The sequence below is a fragment of the Acidobacterium sp. S8 genome (assembly GCF_009765985.1).
Classification (GTDB): domain Bacteria; phylum Acidobacteriota; class Terriglobia; order Terriglobales; family Acidobacteriaceae; genus Alloacidobacterium.
In genome coordinates, this window is sequence record NZ_LMUM01000027.1 from 345,448 (window position 1) to 364,696 (window position 19,249).

Consider the following 19,249-nt stretch of genomic DNA (forward strand, 5'->3'; position numbering starts at 1 on the left):
TCAGTTTAGCTTTTTATGCGGTAATTCTCTGCCATTGATTGTTGTCACGATTATGTAGTGGTGTCAGTGATTTACGGAAGATTGTGGGTTAGAGGGGGCTTGACACGCGTTTTTCCGGGTATGAAAAGCCCGGCTCTTCCTGCCTGATTTCGGGTAGCTTATTTGCTTGGCCGAATGTCAGTGTTTGGAGTGTTTGCTTCCCACCCTTTCGCAAAACGCGCGAAAGGATGGGGCACCCGGCACCCGGCTTTTTGCGCGCGCCAGCCTGTCGGCGTTTGGTCATCCTTTGCGGTGGAGGGTGATGACGGTGATGCTTTCGTGGGGGAAGACGTGGTGCAGGCCGTCTTTTGACACCTGGCCTTCGGTTGTCACCGGAGTGACGCGATCGGGTTCGTCTTCGTCGTTTTCATCGCCAATACTGCTTCCTTGCAGCGTTTTTACTTCCGCTTTGGCGCCAGAAGTGAAGCCGGAGACGCGAAGGTTGGCGGGGATATCGGTGTCGAGGCTGCGGTTGACGCAGAAGAGGGTGAGGGCGTCGCCCTTCTCGTTCAATGCGGCGACGACATCGAGGTAGGGCACGTTGGCGATATCGGGGATGCGGCCAACGCCGTGCTGGACGGAGTAGCTGCCTGCATCGGTTTGAACGGAGACCGGGCGCGTGGCGTGCGCGGTGGAGTACATGCGGAAGGCCCAGTAGCCGGGCGCGGCATAGACCTGGCTGCGTTTTTTCCAGATTCCGGCGAACTCCATGACGCCGGTCATGTCAGAGATGGGAACGATGGAAGTGTTGCGCATGAGCATGTTGAAGAAGCCGGCGGTGTCGATGGCGCCGCCCATATTCGCGAAGCTCGGCGTGCCGGGTTGGTGACCGATGAAGAGCCATTCCGTAAAGGCGATGTGCGCCTTGTTGGCGAAGGCCGGATTCTGATTGATCTGCTCCTGCATGGTCTTCAGGCGTTCTTCAAGGCCGATGGGCAGGGCGAAGGCTGCCTGCGCGATGAAGTCGTTGTCGGCGTGCGGGGTGCGCGTGTCAGTGTTGGTGACGACGAAGTGGGTGGAGAGATAGTCGAACGTTCCCGCGGGATTGGTGAGCTGGGTGGCGTTCCACTTGCTGTAATTGTCAGGGTCCTGACCGGTGGCGATGAGCTTCGCATCGGGATCGACGGCGCGAAGGGCCTTGCTGAAGGCGGCGGTGCGTGGGGCGAGTTGTTCGAGGGTGGGATAGCCGACGTTCCAGCTGCCCCATAGCTCATTGCCTAATTCCCAGGTGAGGCCGCTGTGCTTGTGCCCGTGCGCGTAGATGTAACGCGCCCACTCGGCTGCTTCTTCGGGAGTGCCGCTGCCGAGATTGAGAGCGACCTGCGGCTCCGCTCCAATCAGATCGCAGAAGTGCAGGAACTCGTCGGTGCCAAAGGTGTTGTATTCGGGAATGCCCCAGGCGACGTTGAGCATGCTGACGCGCTTGTCGCGCGGGCCGATGCCATCTTTCCAGTGATAGGACGAGGTGAAGTTGCCCCCGTAGCGCAGGAGCGGCGTCTCCATGGCTTTGGCCATCGCCACTTCATCGGGGTCGAGTCCGTCGAGCGCGTCCTTCGGCATGAGCGAGAACTGATCGACTTCCATCATGGCGTCGCCTTCGACTTCGAGCACGAAGTCGGCAGGATCGAGGCGATGAATCTGGCCTTCTTTTAGCTGGAAGGTGAAGTTGTATTTCGTCCATTGATCGGAAGCGGCGTCGATGTGCGCGGTGGCGAGGACTTCGCTGCTGTCATGCGGGCGAATCGAGACCGTGAGTCCAGATTGGCCGCTGAGGTGGCGCGCGTAGAGGCTGCCAACGTAGTCGAGCGTGCGATGGACGGGGAGATAGACGCGCTGACGAATGCCGGTTGGCTGATCGGGCAATCCCATGATGACGAGGGAGCGCCAGGAATTTGCTGCGCTGCCATAGCGGAGTTCATAGCGATTGCCCTGGCCGTAATTGAGCGGCTCCCACGGCAGTGGCAGCCCGAGTTGCGAGGCGCGGGTGAGTGCCGGATCGTCATGCAGCATGCGGGTGACGTTTCCGGCGCTCCACATGCCGGATTCGAGGCTGGGGTTCTGGAGAATCTCTGCCCAGAGGCCGTTGTAGGTCGAATTGCCGATGGGTTCGAGGAAGCTGCCGAAGATGGTGCGGGGAATTTCGCTTCCGGCTGTTTTTGAGGCGTCGACCTGGATGGTGGCCGTGGGAGGGATGGGGTGATTGACGGTGATTTGAGCAGCGGTGAAGATGGAAGCGCTTACACATGCGAGTACAGGCAGTAGCCGGGAGATCGGAATTCTGTGTTTCAAAAATGCCTCCGGGAAGTCTTTCTGGAATGCTCCAACACTATAAACGGTTTGGTTGGTGGTTGACCAAAGGGAGGTGCGCGCTTTGCGCGGACGGAGAAGCAGCTTCGCTGCGGGTCCTTCGACTGCGACTCACTTCGTGAGTCTCCGCTCAGGATGACGGCATTAGAAGTAAACTTCGGGCGCTCAGGGTTCGCTCAGGATGACGGCATTAGAAACAAGTTTCGCTGCTTCCCATTCCCTGCGACTCGCAAACTGCGCGAGATGATGGGCCCAGCCCGGTGCTTTTATCCTTCAGGCTTACTGGCTTGTCTTAATTGAGAGTTTTGCTTTCCCACCCTTTCGCAAAATCGCGAAAGGATGGGGCACCCGGCACCCGGCGTTCGGTCGCTTTGCTTAGGAGGACAGTTCTTTTTGCTTTCCTCTTATATTTTCAGGTGCCTAGTTTTCGGAGCCGGGGGTGTTGCGCATCATGGCGAGGGAGGCGGCGGTGCTGTTGAGCTGGAAGTCGTATTCGCGGACGACGCGCATGACGGCGCGGCGTGTGTCTTCAGTGTGTTTGCCTTTGTTGTGCAGGACGCGGGAGACGGTGGCCATGGAGACGCCTGCGCGGCGGGCGATGTCGGCGATGGTGGCGCGGCGGCCCGGAGCTGCGGTTTCGCTTTCAGATTCGCTGGTCGATTCGAGGGTTTCAATGATGGCGTTGAGATGCTGCCATACTCCGGCTACGCTGGTGTGCAGCTTCTGAGCTACTTCTTCGTCGGTGAGCCCGTCGGCGATGAGGTCGAGGATTCCGGCCTGACGCGAATCGAGGTTGGCGCGGGGCACACGGTCGGCGAAGCGCGCTGCGATGTGAGGAGGGAAGTAGCGTCCGCCGGCGTGGACGGCGTGGATGGCTTCGATCATCTCTTCTTCAGAAGAGGCCTTGAGCAGATAGCCGTGGGCGCCGGCGCGGATGGCCTGATAGATGTCTTCATCGCTTTCATAGGTGGTGAGGACGATGGCGCGCGGGGCATCTTTCTGCTGGCGCAGCTCGCGCAGCACTTCGAAGCCGGTCATGGTGGGCATGCGGAGATCGAGCAGAATGATATCGGTTGTGGCGGCGAGTGCGATGGCCTGTCGGCCGTCGGAAACGCTGCCGGCCACTTCAAGATCGGGGTAGGTCGCCAGCATGGCGGCGAGTCCGGCGCGTACTACGGGGTGATCATCGGCGATGAGGATGCGGATTGAATTTGCGCCTTCACGAGGCATGATTTCGAGGCTCCTGGCCGTCACCATCATCATATGCGAATCGCCAGAAGGGACGCTTGTCTTTTGGAATGGGCGCGTCGACGATGATGCGCGTTCCGGTGCCGGGCGTGGTGTGGATTTCGAGGGTGCCATCGATACCCTCGGCGCGGCGGCGAATGCCGGTGAGGCCGAAGCCGTCGGATTCAGGCTTGGGAGTGAAGCCGCTGCCATTGTCTTCAATGATGAGGCGGATGCCGGATGCGGCGTAGATTGCCTTGATGAGCAGATGGCTTGGATGGCCATGCTGGATGGCGTTGGCGATCGATTCCTGTCCGATGCGGAAGAGGCTATCGAGAACGCGCAAGGGGATGGACTGCGCTTCTCCTTCCACATTGGCTTCTATGACGACGGGTGCCCGGCCGACCATCTGACGCGCGGTTTGTTCGAGGGCGGTGATGAGACCGTTGGCTTCGGTGGCGTCGGGGCGCAGGGTGGTGATGCTGCGGCGTGCCTCGTCGTGACTGTGGCGCACGAGATCGCTGGCGCGGTTGAGCTCCTCGAGGATGATTTCGTTCTGGAGCGGCGTGTTGCTCTTCGAGATGCGGTTGCGGATGGCGCGAAGCTGGAAGCCGATGCCGGCGAAGCTCTGCGCGAGGGTGTCGTGGATTTCGTGAGCGAGGCGCTCGCGCTCGTCGATGACGGCGCGGAGCCGCCACTCTTCTGCGCGGCTGTAGACGAGATGCACGAGGAAGCCGAGGCCGAGCATGGTGAAGGCGAGGATGATGATGTGCTCCATGCTCCACCAGGGCGGTCCGACGAGGACTTTTATGTCTTCAGTAGAGCTGACGAGCAGGACGAAGGGAACGGTGTTTTGCGTGTGAGTGGCATCGACGAGGCAGACTCCGCGCAAGCGGACGAGGCTTCTGGGCTGGAGCGCCTGGAAAGCCGAGGTGGTCGCGGGGGAAGTGGCGATGGCGCGAAAGATCTGCGCGCCGTCGCTCATTTCGAGCACGGCTGCACCGTCAGCAAAGCGGAATCTTCGATAGAGGTCTCCTTCTACTTCGACGAACATGGCGTGATAGGCGCCGGTGGCGGCCTGGTCGGCTGTGATGGAGAGCGGCGGGTTGGGCGGAACTCCGCTGAGCGAGGCGAAGGTCGCGTTGCGGAGGGTGGCGGTGAGGCCGTGCGGATAGACGTCGCCCTGGGCTTCGACTTCATCGCCGACGCGCAATGAGGCGGGCTGCTTGAGATCGACCTGGACGCCGCCTGTTGAATCCTGAATGTAAAGCGGGTTGGTAAGAATGACGGAGCCGTGGATGCGGGCCCGGGCCGGGTGCGTGGAAGAGAAGAGGCGCAGGCTTTGGATGGATTGGAGTGGTACGGTGTGCGGCGCTTCCGGAGGATGGGGTGGCGGAGGCTCGGCCTGCGTGCTCCCCTGGTTCGTGGGGTAGAGGGCCATCTTGGATGGGGCTTTTGCGCTGGCCAGCAGGGCGGCTTCTTCTCGCGAGAGTTTTTCGACGCGCAGGTTGCGCCAGATGCCTCCGGCAACCATGGAGCGCAGGGCGATGCTGCCATGCGTGAAGCAGTGGGGATCGTGAGCGGTTATGGTGGCTTCGTTATTTGTGCCGATGGCGGTTGCAGATACGCTGATGCTGCAGCCGAAGGCTCCGATCTTGAGGTGATACCAGGTGCCCTCTTTGACGCCGCCGGGCATCTTTACCGGGGGATACTCGATCCATCCATGCTCGGCGCGGCCCAGCAGGAGCGACTGGTCGGTGGTGCGGAGGCCCGCGTAATAACCGTTGTAGGAGTCGACGCCACGCTCGATATCGCTGGCGCGGACGATGAGTCCGGCGTCGCCTCCGCCGAGAAGCAGCATATCGGCTTCGACGGAGTAATCGCGCCAGTACGAAGAGCCGGTGGCGAATTTTGCGCCACGGTCGCTGGAGTCGTTTTTGACGGCGCCGTCGGCGAGACTCCAATTGCCGGAGTAGGGAGTCCATTCGTCGGTTTGGCCGGAGGCGAAGGTGTCGTGGTACGGGAGACCACGCCAGGGGCTTCGCAGATAGAGAACAATCGCAGCGGCGAGCAGCAGGGCGATGCACGCGAGAAAGAAGACGCGGCTTCGTAGAAAGGAATGAGAGCGCGGGGTCATGGAGTGCGTCCCCAATCCATATTGACGAGCTGGCGGACCTGCGGCGAATCAATATTTTCGCGCGTGAGGAGCACGGGCTGCAGCTTGATCTCCTGAGAGGGAAGAGTGGTGTCGCGGTTGGCAGCCAGCAGCTTCATGGCGCGGTAGCCCATCTCGTAGGTGTCTTCGCCAATGAGCGAGTCGACGACTCCGCTGCGTATCTGGTTAGCCAGCTCGACACTTTGTTCAAAGCCAACGAGCTTGATAGCGTCGGTGGATGCTTCGGACTGAAGTGCATTGACGGCTCCGTAGCTGGCGATGGCTGACAGGGTGAAGATGGCGTTCAGATCGCGGTGCGTGTTGAGCACTTCTTCGGCGATCTGCTGGGCTTCGGTGATGTTGTGGGTACCGGTGCGGCGGTCGGCGATGACGATGCCGGGGAAGTTTGCTTCGAGGGTGCTTTCAAAGGCGTGGAGGATGGTGAGCTCGCTGAGCGATTGCGGGTTGACTCCGAGGACGGCGACGCGTCCATGACCGTTGAGGATGGTTCCAATGCGCATAGCCGCCATGCGCCCGCTGGCCTCATCGTCGTTGACGATATAGGCGAGGTTCTGGCGCGGTGGAATGAGCAGCGATGATGCGATGATCACGGTGTGGATGCCGTTCTGCAATGCACGCTCCACCGGCGACATAAGGGCGAGAGGCTGATCGGGTGCGAGGATCAATCCCTCGTAGTGCTGATCGATGACGCGGTCAACGAGCGCAGCCTGCTCCTGGATATCGTCTTCGCTTGCCGGGGCGTTCCAGTACACCTGAATGTCAGACGAGGCAGCGGCAAATTGCGCGCCGGCGTGGGCCGCTTCCCAGATAGTGAAGGCGGTGGTGCGGGGAATGACGGCAACGGTATATTGCCGTTTGCATGCTGCAATGCCTGCCAGAAAAAGCCATGCGCAGCACCAAAGACAGCCTTGGCGCAGCTTCCAGGCCGCATATCCTGCTTGAGTTCTCATCATGCGAGGGTGATACGAAGTGTATCCGATCAGGCACAAGGCTTCTTTTTACTGAATATTCCGCCATGCAGTGTCATCGATCAGAAAACAGTTGACAATCGTTATCCATGTTTTATATCAACAGTACCGAGAATGTAAGCGTTTCCAGACACGATGGAAGCGGTTACCCAAAAAGACGAACATCTTTAAATTCTCCTGGTAGAAGCAAACAAACTCGATGGAAGCGCTTACCGATCAGAGAAGGCGATTTCCAGGACAACGTCGGACTTAAAACACGTGAAGTTTCAGCCAGAGCAACAACAATTTGTTAGGAGGAAGAGATGCGAAGGAATATCTGGAGACACATGGCAATTGCTTGCCTGTGCATGTTGACTATTCCATTGGGAATGGTGATGGCGCAGACGGTGCGCGGCGGCCTGGCTGGGACAGTCACCGATTCCACAGGCGCGGTTATTCCCGGGGCGAATATCCAGGCAAAAAATCAGAGAACGGGCGATGTTTCGACGGCAGTTTCCACTTCCGCCGGACAGTACCGTTTTCCGGAGCTTCCGCTCGGCAGCTACGACGTAACGGCATCCGCCGCCGGGTTCAAGAGCTCGGTATTGACCGGCGTGCAGGTACAGATCCAGCAGATTACGGCGCTCGACGTGACCCTTCAGGCCGGCGGCGCTGCTGAGACGGTCACGGTGGATGCGAACGCACCGACGATCCAGACGGAGTCGTCGGATATTGGCGGCATAGTTTCAAGCAAACAGATTGTGGAGCTCCCACTGGCGCTTGGCGGCGTAGGCGCGCTGCGATCTCCGGAAGCATTCGAATTCCTGCTGCCGGGCACAACGGGGCCGGGCACGGCGAACAGCAATAACGGAATTTTTCTTTCGAAGATTGCAGGCGGCCAGAACTATGGCAACGAAGTGCTGATTGACGGAGCCAGCCAGCAACGCAGCGAGAACGGATCGTCATTCGACGAAGAAGCGCCATCGGTTGAAGCGCTGCAGGAATTCAAAATCACGACCGCGCTGCCTCAGGCTGAGTATGGGCGCACGACAGGCGGCATCGAAAATTTTGTGACCAAGAGCGGTACGAACAGCTTTCACGGCACCGCGTATGAGCTCTACCGGAATGAAGATCTGGACGCAAACACATGGTTCAATAACGGCGACCTGGCATACTACTGCAGCGGGAGTAACAATACGCCAGCCTGCAGATCTACGTATGTAACGCCAGAAGATAAGAAGAACGACTACGGCGGCACGCTTGGCGGTCCGGTATGGATACCGAAAGTATTCAACGGTAAAGACAAGCTCTTCTTCTTTTTCAGTTGGGAGCAGCTTGCCTATAACGTGGGCGCGACCAACACCAGCAACGTTCCTACCGTAGCCATGCGCAACGGCGATTTCTCCAACCCCCTGCTGTACAGGACCGATCTAGCGCCGGTAGGAACGAACCCATGCCAGGGCAACGCTCCGGTTTACCAGGGTGAAATTTTTGATCCGACGACTGAACGGACTGTAGCGACTCCAAACGGCCCAGTCGCATGCCGCGATCAGTTCCCGGGAAACAAGATCGATCCCAGCCGTTTCAGCCCGGCTGCGGTGAACATCATGAACTACTATCCGCTGCCGACGAATGATCAGCAGTTCAACAACTTTGTCTATCCCAGCACGATTCCGATCAATAACACGACTTACACCGTCCGCATCGACGCGAACCTCTCTGACAGAAATAAGCTGTGGGGTTCCTACAACACTCGCGAAAACAACCGGACCTCCGGTGGCAATCCTTTAATTCCCGACCCTGTGGATCCGAATACGTGGAAGCAGGATTTCATCACTCATTTCGGACGCTTTGGGTGGGACTACTCTTTTAGCCCTACTCTGCTGAACCATCTAAATTTCGGCACCAACCGCAGTAACAGCATCAACTATGCCCAGGCGCTTTTTGCAAAGGTGAACTGGACGGAGCAACTCGGTATCGGCAACGCCGATTCGATGAACTTTCCGCAGATTACAAACGGAAACGTCGTCAATCTTGGAAACCCTGCACAGAATGATGACAACGTAGACAATGGAATGCGCTTGAATGAAAGCGTTGCCTGGGAAAAGGGTCGCCACAGCATGTCTTACGGCGTCGATCTTCGCTGGCAGCAGTATTCGCCTATCGACGGAAACAGTCCGGTGCTTAACTTCTGCGGCAATGAGACAGCTTCGGCGGCGGGTATAGCGGACGGTTACGGCTTTGCCAGCCAGATGCTGGGCCTTGCCTGCGGCGGCAGCCAGAGCATTATTCCTCACCAGTCGCGCTGGACCTCCTGGTACTACGGGATTTTTGCTCAGGATGATTTCAAGGTGAGCAGAGACCTGACGCTGAACCTGGGCGTGCGCTGGGATGTAGATCTGCCGCGCCACGAGGCGAAGGACTTCACTTCGAATTTCGATCCGACGGCCAATGATCCTGAATTCAACGTTCCGGGTGCGCTGGTCTTCGGCACGACCTGCAATGGCTGCAATACGGCTTGGGCCGATACGTATTACAAGGACATTGCTCCGCGCGTGGGATTTGCTTATTCGCCTTCTTCGCTGCAGGGCAAGACTGTGTTCCGCGGCGGTGCGGGCATTATGTTCGGACCGTTGCAGTATTCGGATTTCGGCGGCAGCATGAACACCGGCTATCGCGCCAATCCTAGCTTCCCGGATAACGGATTCGACCCGTCCTTCACGATCGACAATGGGTATCCAGCGTTCCCTCAGCCTCCAAATCTCGATCCGGGCATATTTAACGGTCAGGCTGTCTCTGGCTCCTACATTGAGAAGCAATATGGCCGTCCTGCCATGGTCAGCGAATGGACGATGCAGATCCAGCAGGAAGTTGCCAAGGATCTGATTATGACGGTTGGATATGTAGGGAACAAAGCGCAGAATCTACATTCCAACATTCAGAACATCAACAATATCGACCAGAAATATTTCTCGCTGGGCAATCACCTGAACGACCAGGTGGTTGGCAATACAGTCGGGGTAAACCAGCCGTTCACCGGCTTCAATGATCTGTGGCATGGAGCGCAGGTACAGCGCGCACTGCGTCCCTTCCCGCAATACGACTACATCGACAGCGGCTGCTGCCTGCAGAACGTCGGCATGTCCAGCTACGAAGCGCTGCTGACTTCACTGGAGCGGCGTTTCCGCGACGGCCTGAACCTGATGGTTTCCTATACATGGTCGAAGTCGATTACCAACTCCGACAGTCTGTTGCCGAACAATGGTGTAGGCGTGGCCCAGGTTCAGAATGTGAATAACCTGCACGATGAGAAAGCAGTCAGCGCGCAGGATGTTCCGCACACGGTGGTTTTGAGCTGGTTGTATGAACTGCCGTTCGGCCATGGCAAGACGTGGCTGAATCATGGAATCGCCAGTTACGTAGTTGGCGGATGGGAAGTTGGCGCGGTACAGCGGTACATGTCGGGCCAGCCGATATCATTCTGCTGCGCGACCGGGATTCCGGGCTTCCAGAACTCCATTCGTTTCGATCGCGTTCCGGCCTCGGATTTGAAGAGTGTTGCGTATCATCAGGGAACCATCAATCCAATTGGCGCGCAGACTGCCAATCCGAGTACGAATGCCCTGTTCAACCTGGACACGATTCGTCAGCCAAATGGAGGCGCATTCCTCGACGAGAATGCGGTGGCGAATCGCGGTGAATATGGCGCGTTTTCGCTGGGCGACATGCCTCGCGTGACCGGAGAAGTGCGCACCCCAGCCTATTACAACGAGGACATCAGCATCCTGAAGAACACAACGATTCACGAGAATATCGTGTTTCAGTTGAAGTTCGAGCTGCTGAATGCCTTAAACCGGCATACCTTCAATATTCCGGACGTAGCGCCGAACGACAATCTGTTCGGTGTGCCGAACGGAACGTTGACAAACCCTCGCAATATTCAGGTTACTGGAAGAATCAACTTCTAAGTGGCTTGAGCCAACAGGAAGTGGCATCGCTGCCGCTTCCTTCCGTACTTGAAAGCCTCCCAGCTCACCAGGCCTTCCTGGTGAGCTTCTTTTTTCGAAGCCTTGAAAAGCTGAAGACAAAAGACTGGTAGCGCGGGGTATACTCCTGCTGACTCTTCATGATGTTCGTAGAAACCAGGATTTTTCGTTATCTCAGGCACGCTGCGTTCGGCTGCTGCTTCGCGGGGCTGTCCGTTTATGCCCAGAACTCGTCGTGCCCGGCGGTTTCGCCGCATGACCTATCTCCGGCTGACGAGGCTTATGCGCAGGGAAAGTATGACGCTGCCGAATCGCTGTATATGCAGGCGTATTTGAAGAAGCCGCGGGATGTGGCAATTTCATCGGCGATGGTACGGACGCTGCTGCATGAGGGGAAGGTCTCGGATGCCGAGGCGATGGCGAAAAAGGCGCTTGAGAGCGATGCGAAATCAGCGATGGCGCTGACGGCGATGGCAGAGGTCCAATTCCAGAAGGGGCAGCCGTGGCTTGCGTTGGAGACGCTGGATGATGCGGTGAAGGCGGATAACTGCTATGCGCGAGCGCACCTGATTCGCAGCCGCGTTTTCCGCATCGACTCGATGTACGGGTCGGAGCGCAAGGAACTGCAGGCGGCGTATGAGATCGACCCGGAAGATGCGGATATCAAGCGGGAGTGGCTGCGGGTGGATTCGCCTGCAAAAGACATTGAAGGCACGGAGCAGGCACTGGTCACGATGAAGGACGTGGATGCCGATCTGCGCGAGAAGGCGATGGCCTCAGTGCACGCGCTGATGGGGCAGCTTACGGAGAATTCGCTGACGTGCAAGAGCAATCCGATATCGGCGCCTGTAGTATTGCCGCTTACGCCGATGATGGCGGATACGAAGCATGCCACGGGATATCGTCTAGAGGTAGGGCTTCCGCAGGGAAAGACGAAGTTGATTGTGGATACGGCCGCTTCGGGCTTGTATATCACCCGGGCATTGGTGGATGCGAATGGTTTTCAGCATCGCGATGGAGATCCGGTGAACACGGTTCGCGCCGACAGCGTGCATATCGGGTCGCTTGAGTTTCGCGATTGCCTGGTGGGAGTGAGCGATGTGCCGTTTCCGGATAAAGAGAGCGGATTCGTAGGCACGGATATTTTTGCGCCTTACCTGGTGACGTTAGATTTTCCGGCGGGGCGGCTGGAGCTGGCCCCGCTGCCTGCGATCGCCGGCGAAAAAGAAGATGCCATGCCGGGAGATCGTCCGCGCATTGCAGCGTTGGCGGGATATGCGCCGGTTTACCACCGTCAGCAATTTTTGCTGGTTCCGATCACGCTGAACAAGAAGGAACGCAGGCTGTTTGTTCTGGATACCGGAATGCGGATGAGCACCATGACTCCCGGCGTGGCGCATGCGGTTTCACCGACGAAGGTGAATTTTACGAATCCGATTCCGACGGCGAATGGCGGCACGGTGCAGATTTATCGCGACAATTTCGAGCTTCAGTTTGCCGATCTGGCGGTAGAGAACCAAGGTCACATATTGGATTTTGATCCGGCGGCGATCGATGAGAGCGCGGGCTTTGAAGTCGCTGGCTTGATGGGCTTCGACGTATTGCATTCGATGACGATCCACATGGATTACCGCGACGGGCTGGTGAAGTTCGAATCGGCGGCTGCAGATGCCGCGGCGCAGGGGTCGATGATTTCGACGGTGAAGCCGGGTGTGCCACCTCCGGTTGCCGATGAAGCCTGCGACCGGTACGTGGATCAGGCGGGAGATCTGCCGACGAATGTGACGATTGAAGGCCAGATTGTGGGATGGCTCGAGTCCGGTCATGCGAAGGTGGGGCAGCCTGTCTCGCTCAAGATGATGCATGACTGGGAAGGAGAAGGCTGCGAGCTACCAAAGGGCGCGATGATTTATGGGAGTGTGGTGGCGTCGTCTGGCGATAAGAGTGGCGGCAGGCTGGCTCTTATGTTTGATCATGGCGATTGTGCCGGGGAGAAGCGAAAAGCGCTGCTATTGCGGGTGATTGGTGTTGTAGGTCCGCCAGCAGAGCGCAAGGCATTGCATGACGCGATGCCAACCCAGGTGTCTGGCGGAGGGAGAGATATTTCGCAAACAGCGGCGGCGATGGACATCAAGGAAGATGAGAATCTGAATCCGGGCGGTGCCCCTGCGACGGTGCATCCGGGTATCGTGGTGGGTCTGAAGGGAACTACGATGACGCCCGAGGCCGGACCGCAATGCAGCGCATTGTTGTCCAGCGTAGGGCATAGCGTTCGGCTGGATGTCGGAAGTGAGCTGATTCTGGCGATGGAGAAGATGCCACAGCCTTAGAAAAGGGGCCGGGCCTAAAGGCCGGCGCTTCTAACTGAAAAGCCTTCTCATTTCAGTTGCTCTGCGGCTGTGGCGGCGATGCGGGCTGCGGTGGCGGCGTGGCTGGTGGCGCATCGGAGATGGCAAGCAACTCGATATCGAAGATCAGGTCGGCTTTCGGCGGGATGGGTCCACGTCCGTTTTCTCCATAGGCAAGCTGGTAGGGGATGAAGAGGCGGCGCTTTCCGCCTATGTGCATGCCGGCGAATCCGGTATCCCAGCCGGGGATGACGCGATGCATGCCAACGGGAAAGGTGATGGGCTGGCCGTGATCGTAGGATGAATCGAACTTTGTGCCGTCCGAGGCGAGCCAGCCGGTGTAATTCACGGTATAAAACTTTTCCGGCACAGCGATATCGCCGGTGCCGATTTTGATATCGATGTATTTGAGCGCGTAGGCGGTGTGCATCACGCCGGGAGCAGGTGGAATGTTCTTTGGCAGCGGCGTTGTGGAACTGGCCGCCGTGCGCGGATGCGTGGTATGGCTGGCAGGTGCTGTTTGAGCATGAACCGAAGTGGCTAAAAGAAGAGCGAACAAGGAAAGATTGGTAGAGAGCTTCACTCTTCGATGGTAAGGCACATCCGCCGGTGACGGGCCGCGGATTTTTGCGTCGATGGCCTGCTGTGCCAGAATGAAGATTGCAGGTCATCATGTCGAATCCAAATCTTTCAGAAGCGCAGCCCACCCCTGAGAACAACCTGGAAAACAACGAATCGTTTGGCGAGTTACTCGCCCAGTTCGATCAGAGCCACTCGCATAAATCCGAAGGAGGCGGAAAGCAGTTACAGGGAACGGTAATTTCCGCTTCGGCTGAATCTGTTTTTATCGATATCGGATTCAAAGTGGAAGGTGTGCTGCCGGTATCCGCGTTTCAACAGACTGGAGTGCCCAGGCCTGGCGATAAGCTGCCCGTATCAGTGAAAGGGCGCAACGAGGAAGGCTACTACGAGCTTTCGCTCTTCAAGATTGCGCAGCCTAAGGACTGGACGTCGCTGGAGCAGGCTTTTGCAGAGAAGGCGACGATCACTGGTACAGTGACTGGCGTGGTGAAGGGCGGTCTGACGGTCGATGTGGGCGTGCGCGCATTTATGCCTGCGTCGCGCAGCGGCGTTCGCGACGCGGCCGAGATGGAGAAGCTGGTGGGGCAGGAGATTGTCTGCCGCATCACCAAGCTGGACGTTGCCGACGAGGACGTGGTGGTGGATCGCCGCGTGGTGATGGAAGAGCAGCAGCTCGCTGTGCGCGAGCAGCGCTACGGACAGGTGAAGGAAGGCGATGTGGTGCAGGGCACCGTGCGCAGCCTTGCCGATTATGGTGCCTTTGTCGATGTAGGCGGCGTGGATGGTCTGCTGCATGTGAGCGATATTGCGTGGAGCCGCATTACCAAGCCCGGCGATGTGCTTACCGAAGGTCAGCAGATTGAAGTGAAGGTTCTGAAGATCGATGCGGAACAGAAACGCATTTCTCTTGGGTTGAAGCAGCTGCAGAAGCATCCGTGGGAGGATGCGCCGGAGAAATATACGGCTGGAGACCGCGTACGCGGCACGGTGACGCGGCTGGCTGATTTTGGCGCATTTGTAGAACTGGAGCCGGGCGTAGAGGGGCTGATTCACGTCTCCGAGATGTCGTGGATCAAGAAGGTTCGCAAACCGAGTGACATTCTGAAACAGGGCGATGTGGTGGATGTGGTAATCCTGGGCATGAATGTCGGCGAGAAGCGCATTTCACTGGGGTTGAAGCAGGCGCTGGGCGATCCCTGGGCGGATGTTGCGCAGCGATTCCCGGCTGGGTCTGAGATCAGCGGACCGGTGACCAGCTTCACCAAGTTCGGAGCGTTTGTGCAGCTGGCCGAGGGTGTAGAAGGCATGGTGCACGTAAGCGAGATCAGCGCTGAGAAACGTATCCAGCACCCCCAGGATGTGCTGCGGACAGGCGAGCAGGTAAAGGCGCTGGTGCTGGCCATCGATAAAGATAAGCGGCAGATCAAGCTGAGCATGAAGCAGCTGATTCCAACGGGACTGGACGAATATCTGGCTGAGCATAAGGTCGGCGATTCGGTCTCGGGACGGACCATGGATGAGCGCGGCGAGTTTGTGCGCGTGGAACTGGGCGAGGGAATTCAGGGCTATTGCCGGAGTTCCAATTCAGCAGAGGCCGCAGCAGAGCCGCAGACGAGCGGGGCAGTGGATCTGTCGGCGTTGAGCTCGATGCTGAAGACACGGTGGAAAACAGGCGATGCTCCGGGCGGATCGAAGACAGAGGCGCTTCGCGCGGGGCAGGTACGGAGTTTTCGCATCACGAAACTGGATTTGGCCACGAAGCGTATCGAACTCGAACTTGCTTGAGAGCTTACGGGTGTAAGTGCTTTTAGCTTGATCAAATCTACCCGAACATTGGGCGTGTTCGATGTGGCGACGATCCGGGCGAATTCTATGTAAAATAGAAGATAGTTTGCGGAACCGGCCCTTCGCTATCCTGAGTTCACTATCTTCTGCGCAGCTTTGAGCGCTAAACAGGTACAGAAGATCTTCGAGAATTCATTCGAAACTGAATCCTGTGCGATGAGAGACTCGTCTGCAGTATTCTTCGTCTGTATCTATGAGGCAGTGTGCACTTGCGCCGTGGAGGAGTTCGCCAAGGTGAAATGCGACCGCAGAAATGGATGAACTGACACCCAGGATGTATTGTTTTTCGATTCCGAGGCGGATTGTATTCGCATTTTTCATGACTGTTTTTTCGCTGGCGAGCCCGATAGTATGGGCTCAGTCGTCGCATTTGGCCGCGTCCGGTACGGATTTGCCGGACGAACCGTTGCCAGCCGATCAGGATCAGCAGCAATCGGCTCCGCCTCCGCCTGCCGCAGAGAAGCAAAAAACAGACCGTGAACAGGCGGCGGAAGACCTGAAGAAGGAAGAGAAGCAGCGCATCCTGGGAGTCGTGCCGAACTTCACCATGATGAACAACGCCGATGCGCCGCCGTTGAGTCCGAAGCAGAAATTCCATTTGATGTTCAAGAGTACGACCGATCCGTACGCGTTTTTTGTGGCAGCTTTTGTTGCGGGCATCGGACAGGCGGACGACAGCCATCATGAATATGGACAGGGCGCAGAAGGTTACTTTAAACGCTTTGGCGCCGCATATGCTGATTCATTTGACGGAGCGTTCTGGGGTAACGCGGTCCTGCCGATCTGGCTGCATGAAGACCCGCGGTATTTTCGCAAAGGTACAGGCAGCGCTGGCAGCCGTATTCTGCATGCGGCCCTGTCTACCGTGTGGTGCCGCCGTGACAATGGAACATGGGGACCGAACTATGCCAATGTCGGAGGAAATATCATTGGCGGTGCCATCTCGAACATTTACTATCCGGAATCTGATCGTGGCGCGGAACTTGTATTCACCAATGCCCTGACGGTGACAGCCGAAGGAGCGATTGGAGCGCAGCTGGTGGAATTCTGGCCGGATATTGTGCGCCACTATCGCAACAAAAAGCTTCAGAAAGCCAATGCGCAGAGCGCTCCAAAGGACGCCGCGCCGCAGCAATAATTCATAGCGATTTCGAATATGGTGCGGATATCGATATCATGCAACTGATATCCCACCATGACACGCTCACTTCGAATTCTTCTCTTCGCCTGCTTCTGTTCTTTCCTGATTGCTTCCGCTTCAGCCGCTTCTCACACCGTAGTTTTCTTCGAGCCGGGATTTCCCGCAGCTGATTCTCCGGCTGTTGCGGAAGGCGCGCTGCATGCGACTTTTTCCGATGCGGAGTTTACCGGGGCGCAGCAACTGGCCTCTGCGCTGGAGAAGCCTGAAGCGAATCTGCTGGTGATGCCGTATGGATCGGCTTATCCGGAAGCGACGTGGCCTGCGATTCTGCGGTATCTGGATCGCGGCGGAAACTTGCTGGTGCTGGGCGGCAAGCCGTTTACTCGCCCGGCTTACGCGGGTGGTTCGGGCTGGCAATTACGCGCTCCCAGCGTGGCTGTGTCGCTCGAACTGTTCATCCATGACTATCAGGAAACACCCGGGTCAGACTCACTTACATTCGAGCCCAATAAGGATGTGCAGCCTGAGGTTACCGCCTTCGGCTGGAAGCGGGCCTTCAGCCCGGTGCTGCGGCTGTCGGTAGTTCCGATGTACAACCGCGATGGCTCGACGGGCGATGAAGATGCCGATCTGACGACGCTGGCCTGGGGCGTGAAGGATGGGCACAAGCTGGCTGCTCCTATCTTTGAGATTGATCACAATACCAGCCGGTTCGTGGGCGGGCGCTGGATTTTTGTTGCCTGCGAGCCTGATGCCCGGTTTTTCTCGAATGCACAGCTGTTGGCTTCGCTGACGCAGTTGGCGACGAGGCGGGACGATCGCTTTACGCTGCGTCCGCGCGTGCCGTTGTTCTTGCCGGGTGAGGCGCTGGAACTGCGTTATGAGCAGGCGAATCTGCTGAGCACAGAGCCTGCGGACGATCAACTGAAGATCAAAGTGACTGCGGAGGATGGCGGCAAGCCGGTTGAGCTGACTGTGCCTGCGGATGCTTCGCATGCGATTACGCTGCCTGCTGATGCTGCGGACGGCAAGGGCTTCCACACTGTGGAAGCGACGCTGGTACGCGATGGCAAACCGCTGCGTGTGTATCGCAGCGGCTTCTGGATGCGGGACTGGGAATATCTGCGCTCGGGGCCGAAGCTCACGGCGGGCAGCGATTACTTTGAACTCGACGGCAAGCCTCTGCCGGTTGTCGGCACCACCTACATGTCGAGCGATGTGCAGCGGCTCTACCTGATGCGGCCCAATGCGTATGTGTGGAACCAGGACATGGCGCAGATTCATGGTGCCGGGCTGAACATGATTCGCAGCGGGTTGTGGAGTGCATGGGAGCCGGAGATGGCTCCGAATGGCGAGGTGAGCGAAGACGCGCTGCGGACGATTGAAGCGTTCCTGATGTGCGCGCGCCATAATCAGCTTCCAGTGCAATTCAATTTGCTTGCATTTTTGCCGGACAATTTTGGCGGAGCGAATGCGTATCTCGATCCGGCGGCGTGGCGCGGACAGGCGCTCTATGTGAATTCGCTGGTGAAGCGTTTTCATGATGTGCCGTTTCTCGCGTGGGATTTGATTAACGAGCCGAGCGCGAATAGCAATCTGTGGAAAGAACAGCCCACCGGGGATGCGTTCGAGCAGAAGGCGTGGCGGGAATGGCTGGCGGTGAAGTATCCCGATCAGGCGAAGCTGCTGCATGCCTGGGCGGAGCCTTCGTTCGGTATTGGACGCGATTTGCAATTGCAGCCGTCGAGTGCTTCACCGGAAACCGCTGCTCAGGACCCGTTTGCGCTGCCGAAGGCCGGCGCGTGGGGATACGATTCGGTGCGCGCGGGTTATAACCCGCTGAAGGTGTATGACTACTTCCTCTTCACGCAGGATACATTTGCGGACTGGGTGAAGCGGACGAAGGATGTGATTCGCGCGACCGGATCGCAGCAGCTTGTCACGGTTGGGCAGGAGGAGAACGGCGTGAGCGGGCGGCTGTCTCCGGCGTTCTATTCGCAGCTGCTCGACTTTACGGCCGACCATACGTGGTGGGATTTCGATGGGATTCTGTGGGCTTCGCTGGCGGCGAAGTTTCCCGGCAAACCGATGCTGATTCAAGAAACGGGTGAGCAGCGGCGGTTGACGATGGACGACCATTTGCGCTTCTCCGCGCAGATTGAGGCGTGGCAGCTGGAGCGCAAGATTGCGATGGCCTTCGCGCAGGGTGCCGGGGCTCTGGAATGGGTCTGGAACGTGAACAGCTACATGTCGAACGACAACGAGATCACGATCGGCGCGGTTCGTCCGGATGGGACGGAGAAGCCGGAGGCCGAGGTGCTGGCGGCGTTCGCGAAATTCGCGGCGAAGAGCCCGGCGAGCTTTACCCATATCGATCCCCCTGCGGTGACGATGGTGACTTCAAATGCGCTGCAGTACAGCAACATGAATTCGTTCGCGCTCGACACGCAGAAGCATGCGCTGCGGGCGCTCTGCTACGAAGATCACACGCCAGTACGGATGCTGGCTGAGAACCGGCTTGCTGAGCTTGGCCAGCCAAAACTGGTGATACTGCCTGCCCCGCAGGCTTTGACGGATGCGGCGTGGGAGCAACTGCTGGCTTATGTCGATCACGGCGGGACGCTGCTGGTTTCAGGGCCGGTTTCGCGTGA

The 19,249-nt window shown here is 58.0% G+C and carries 10 protein-coding genes; 5 read left to right on the plus strand and 5 right to left on the minus strand.

Annotation, left to right across the window (positions count from 1 at the left end; genetic code table 11):
* Window positions 1-279 precede the first annotated feature (279 nt).
* The 4 genes from GSQ86_RS11715 to GSQ86_RS11730 form a co-directional block, all read right to left on the minus strand.
* Complete coding sequence (locus GSQ86_RS11715; protein ID WP_158750108.1) at window positions 280-2,328, minus strand: alpha-L-arabinofuranosidase C-terminal domain-containing protein; 2,049 nt, start codon at window positions 2,326-2,328, stop codon at window positions 280-282.
* Between the two features lie 438 nt (window positions 2,329-2,766).
* On the minus strand, window positions 2,767-3,576 hold the full coding sequence (locus tag GSQ86_RS11720) for a response regulator (RefSeq protein WP_158750109.1): 810 nt from the start codon (window positions 3,574-3,576) through the stop codon (window positions 2,767-2,769).
* Window positions 3,566-5,710 carry a sensor histidine kinase gene (locus GSQ86_RS11725; protein WP_158750110.1) on the minus strand — a complete coding sequence of 715 codons (2,145 nt, stop codon included), beginning with the start codon at window positions 5,708-5,710 and terminating at the stop codon, window positions 3,566-3,568. The genes GSQ86_RS11720 and GSQ86_RS11725 overlap by 11 nt, the downstream gene beginning before the upstream one ends.
* Complete coding sequence (locus tag GSQ86_RS11730) at window positions 5,707-6,702, minus strand: substrate-binding domain-containing protein (protein ID WP_158750111.1); 996 nt, start codon at window positions 6,700-6,702, stop codon at window positions 5,707-5,709. The genes GSQ86_RS11725 and GSQ86_RS11730 overlap by 4 nt, the downstream gene beginning before the upstream one ends.
* A gap of 341 nt (window positions 6,703-7,043) precedes the next feature.
* Here GSQ86_RS11730 and GSQ86_RS11735 point away from each other — a divergent pair, with 341 nt between their 5' ends.
* Entirely contained in the window at window positions 7,044-10,664 is a 3,621-nt protein-coding gene (locus tag GSQ86_RS11735) for a carboxypeptidase regulatory-like domain-containing protein (RefSeq protein WP_158750112.1), read from the plus strand.
* A gap of 158 nt (window positions 10,665-10,822) precedes the next feature.
* Window positions 10,823-13,012, plus strand: coding sequence for a tetratricopeptide repeat protein (locus GSQ86_RS11740; RefSeq protein ID WP_158750113.1), 2,190 nt, complete (start codon window positions 10,823-10,825; stop codon window positions 13,010-13,012).
* A gap of 52 nt (window positions 13,013-13,064) precedes the next feature.
* On the opposite strand, the gene GSQ86_RS11745 is transcribed toward GSQ86_RS11740, so the two are convergent.
* Entirely contained in the window at window positions 13,065-13,613 is a 549-nt protein-coding gene (locus GSQ86_RS11745; RefSeq protein WP_174239959.1) for an FKBP-type peptidyl-prolyl cis-trans isomerase, read from the minus strand.
* Window positions 13,614-13,702: 89 nt separating this feature from the next.
* On the opposite strand from GSQ86_RS11745, the gene GSQ86_RS11750 reads away from it, so the two are divergent.
* From GSQ86_RS11750 to GSQ86_RS11760, 3 genes are all read left to right on the plus strand, one after another.
* The gene (locus tag GSQ86_RS11750) at window positions 13,703-15,397 is read left to right on the plus strand and encodes a 30S ribosomal protein S1 (RefSeq protein WP_158750114.1); all 1,695 of its coding nucleotides are present in this window, start codon (window positions 13,703-13,705) and stop codon (window positions 15,395-15,397) included.
* 379 nt (window positions 15,398-15,776) lie between these two features.
* A complete protein-coding gene (locus tag GSQ86_RS11755) occupies window positions 15,777-16,595 on the plus strand; it encodes a hypothetical protein (protein WP_158750115.1) in 819 nt (272 codons plus the stop codon).
* 57 nt (window positions 16,596-16,652) lie between these two features.
* Window positions 16,653-19,249, plus strand: a 2,597-nt coding sequence (locus GSQ86_RS11760) for a hypothetical protein (protein WP_158750116.1), incomplete at its 3' end; no start/stop codon positions are given.

What these genes read in the sequence shown, in the direction of transcription:
- GSQ86_RS11750 (WP_158750114.1), top strand. Translation starts at nt 13,703, where the DNA reads ATGTCGAATCCAAATCTTTCAGAAGCGCAGCCCACCCCTGAGAACAAC.
- GSQ86_RS11755 (WP_158750115.1), top strand. Translation starts at nt 15,777, where the DNA reads ATGACTGTTTTTTCGCTGGCGAGCCCGATAGTATGGGCTCAGTCGTCG.
- GSQ86_RS11730 (WP_158750111.1), bottom strand. Translation starts at nt 6,702, where the DNA reads ATGATGAGAACTCAAGCAGGATATGCGGCCTGGAAGCTGCGCCAAGGC.
- GSQ86_RS11740 (WP_158750113.1), top strand. Translation starts at nt 10,823, where the DNA reads ATGATGTTCGTAGAAACCAGGATTTTTCGTTATCTCAGGCACGCTGCG.
- GSQ86_RS11725 (WP_158750110.1), bottom strand. Translation starts at nt 5,710, where the DNA reads ATGACCCCGCGCTCTCATTCCTTTCTACGAAGCCGCGTCTTCTTTCTC.
- GSQ86_RS11720 (WP_158750109.1), bottom strand. Translation starts at nt 3,576, where the DNA reads ATGCCTCGTGAAGGCGCAAATTCAATCCGCATCCTCATCGCCGATGAT.
- GSQ86_RS11735 (WP_158750112.1), top strand. Translation starts at nt 7,044, where the DNA reads ATGGCAATTGCTTGCCTGTGCATGTTGACTATTCCATTGGGAATGGTG.